Here is a 3235-nt window from a genome sequence, read left to right on the forward strand (position 1 = left end):
GCGCGATCGAAGCTGGCGTTTTGCACCGAGCCAGTCGGCAGACCCACGCTGGCTTCTATCGTCAGCGCGTCACCGGGTTGCAGCATCACCGTCAGATAGCCCGGACTAAATAAGTCCTCTTGGTAATCTAAGCCGCGCTGTGCCTCTTCGGGATAGTAATAGTGCCAGTACCAAGCACCTTCGGGTTGATAGTGTCCTTGGCTCCAGCCCAGAGTCCATAGGGTGCCTGCTTTGCCGTTCTGCAACGCTTGCAGCATCACTTGGCGATCGCCAAGTATCTGAGAAAAGGTCTTGCCGGAGTCGTGAGACTGCAAGTGATGAAAGTCGCGATCGGCGATCAACGGTCGCAACCGCACGATCGCTAGGTCACTACCCTGATAGCGATACTGCACCAGCACCCGATGCCGCGGCGGCGTGTGTGGTCCACTCTCTTTCTCGCTACCTAACCCAAACGGCATTACGATCTGGCGGCTGATCTGCCAGTCTGCCTGTCCCCAGATCCAGGTGGGAATCGGTTCAACCGTAAAGGATTGCAGCAGTTGGTAGCCAGTAGGTCCAACTTCGTCATCAGTCCAGAAGTTTGTTCCCAGAGAGAAGATTTGTCCAGCAATTTCCAAGCTGGCATCCACATGAGACAGCAACAGTATCCTTCGACCGGGCGGATTCAACGCCGCTGTCAGCCAACCGTGATAGGTGCGGGTTCGGGCATCGCAAATTGTACCGCTGGCAAAGCTACCCAACCCGTTGGTAAGAAGCCATTCTCGTGTATCAACGTTATCCATTGCCTAGAGAGTCTTTTTGCGACTCTTATTCAAAATCGTTATGACTATGATATAGTCGTAGGAGTTCGTCAGTAGGCACTCAACGTGCTCGACGCAACGTACTTACCGTTCTTCAAGCTAAAGACGCACCTGATTACTAAGGAGGCTAGTATCTCATGACCCTACAAGGATGTCTGCAAGTTGGTCAATCGGCTCCTGACTTTACCGCTACGGCAGTGGTCGATCAGGAGTTTAAGACGATTAAGCTGTCCGACTATCGCGGCAAGTACGTCATTCTGTTTTTCTATCCTCTTGACTTTACCTTTGTTTGCCCCACTGAGATTATCGCCTTCAGCGATCGCTACGATGACTTCAAGAACCTGAATACTGAAGTGTTGGGTGTGTCTGTCGATAGTGAATTTTCTCACTTGGCGTGGGTGCAAACCGATCGTAAAGCGGGCGGCGTTGGTGACCTGAACTACCCACTCGTGTCGGACATCAAGAAGGAAATTAGCACGGCATTCAACGTTCTAGTTGCTGAGGCGGGTGTTGCCCTGCGCGGTCTGTTCATCATCGACAAGGACGGCGTTATCCAACACGCCACAATCAACAACCTCGCGTTTGGTCGCAACGTCGATGAAACGCTGCGAACACTGCAAGCGATTCAGCACGTCCAGTCTCACCCGGATGAAGTTTGCCCCGCAGGTTGGCAGCCCGGTGACGCAACAATGACGCCGGACCCTGTGAAGTCGAAGGAATACTTTGCAGCGGTATAGTGGCTAGCCATTCGCTATTTGTTTTGAGGTGGGTACTGCCCACCTTTTTTGTTTGTGGCAGCTTACGTTAGGGTAAATGAAGCAACTGTTGAGTTTTCACCGCACCTGAGTTTTCACCGCACCGATTCATGCTGACCTCAACCGATTTTAGCGGGCTACTGACCCAACGCTTCTTGAACAACTTGATGCCGATTCCGGCAACCAGTCCGTTGCAGATAGGAGCAACGACGCCTGATTTTACTCTGCCGAACATCACGAACGGACAGCCTTTAACGCTGTCAGACTATCGCGGCAAGCAGCCCGTGATTGTTGCCTTTACGCGCATCTTTACGGAGAAGCAGTACTGCCCCTTCTGCTTTCCGCACATTAAGGAGTTAAATGAGCGGCATCAGGAGTTTTGCGATCGCAATATTGCCTTGCTGATGATTACCAGCACCGACGACGCGCAAAGCAACATTGTCGTTCGTGATCTGAGCCTAAAAATGCCGCTGCTTAGCGATCCAAGCTGCCAAACGTTCCGCACCTACGAAACTGGACAGGCACTCGGCGCACCGCTTCCGGCTCAGTTTGTTTTGGATCGACACGGCGTCCTCCGCTACAAGCATTTGTTTTCGTTTCTGGACCACAACGCCAGCGTGGATGCGCTGCTGACGATCGCCGATCGGCTGTAGAGCTTTACCCGTTCAGCGTTTGTACAAAATCGCGATGTGCAGCAGTCTTTAGCCCAGTCTGCAACTCAGCCAGAACAGTGGCGATATTCCCGGCTAGCAGCGCGGGCACCGCTAACCACAATCCTGGAAACACGCGGCTGCGGACGATGCCAGCTTCATCGGGCAGTAGGGCAACATACGCGCCGTCTTGCAAACTGAACCAGTCAAGCCGATCGTCTTCCACTTGCCACACGAGATATTCCTGCACGCTGTTGCGGCGGTAAACCTTGAGCTTGTCATCCAAATCGTAGGATGCACTGCTGGCGGCGACTTCGACGATCAATTCTGGTGCTCCCTCAACGTAGCCGTCTTCGCTGATGCGCGATCGTCCTCCGTTGGCTGGCTCCAGTCGCAGTAGCCCGTCGGGTTGCGGCTCGTTGTCCCAGTCCAAGCGGACGGTGGCGTTATCGCCTAAGTCGATGCCCGGAGTAGCGGCGTAATACGTTCCTAGCCACGTCATGATCTGAGCGTGAGGTCTGCCGTGGTTGACGATGCGGACGGGAGACGACATGTAAACTTTTCCTTCAATCAGTTCGGCTTTTAGATTGGGCATGGCGTGGTAGCGCCGCTCAAATTCTTGCCTCGTCAGGCGATCGCCGTTCTCTAAAAAGCGCCGTTTGGTCGAAGGCTGCTTAGACATCGATTTCTCAGTTCCGGTAGGTCAGTTTCAACGAGTCTTCTAGTCCTGCACGTACTCCTGCCCGCTGAGCAGTGCCACCTCTGCCCGCTGGAACTCTCGTCCCAGGTAAGCAGCATGGTCGAGGCAAGTCACAGGGCAGGGATTGAGCTTTTCAAAAATCTGCACGCAGAGTTCTTTCGCCGTTCTGCCGCTGAAAATGGTATTCGGGGGGCGCTCTACTTTTGCGCGGGTGCCGATCGGTTCGCCCGTCTCTGGATCACAGGCTAGCCCTTTGTCATTGATGATGTTGCCGTAGTGCTTGGCATAGATCAGCCTCTCATCCCGATTGATATAGATAATGAAATAACC

5 protein-coding genes are annotated in these 3235 nt (G+C 53.6%); 2 read left to right on the plus strand and 3 right to left on the minus strand.

The window, feature by feature from the left end; translation table 11 throughout:
* A partial coding sequence (locus H6F43_RS09720; RefSeq protein ID WP_190342586.1) for a glycogen debranching enzyme N-terminal domain-containing protein occupies window positions 1-782 on the minus strand: 782 nt, incomplete at its 3' end.
* A 155-nt stretch (window positions 783-937) separates the two neighbouring features.
* Between H6F43_RS09720 and H6F43_RS09725 the strand changes: the two genes are divergently transcribed.
* Window positions 938-1537, plus strand: a complete 600-nt coding sequence (locus H6F43_RS09725) for a peroxiredoxin (protein WP_190342587.1) — start codon at window positions 938-940, stop codon at window positions 1535-1537.
* A gap of 128 nt (window positions 1538-1665) precedes the next feature.
* Window positions 1666-2208 (plus strand): redoxin domain-containing protein, encoded by a 543-nt coding sequence (locus tag H6F43_RS09730; RefSeq protein ID WP_190342588.1) that lies wholly within the window; start codon window positions 1666-1668, stop codon window positions 2206-2208.
* 4 nt (window positions 2209-2212) lie between these two features.
* On the opposite strand, the gene H6F43_RS09735 is transcribed toward H6F43_RS09730, so the two are convergent.
* Entirely contained in the window at window positions 2213-2887 is a 675-nt protein-coding gene (locus H6F43_RS09735) for a Uma2 family endonuclease (RefSeq protein WP_190342589.1), read from the minus strand.
* A gap of 39 nt (window positions 2888-2926) precedes the next feature.
* A partial coding sequence (locus H6F43_RS09740) for a DUF4346 domain-containing protein (RefSeq protein ID WP_190342590.1) occupies window positions 2927-3235 on the minus strand: 309 nt, incomplete at its 5' end.

Origin of the sequence: Leptolyngbya sp. FACHB-36 (assembly GCF_014695955.1) — a bacterium.
Taxonomy (GTDB): Bacteria; Cyanobacteriota; Cyanobacteriia; order Leptolyngbyales; family Leptolyngbyaceae; genus FACHB-36.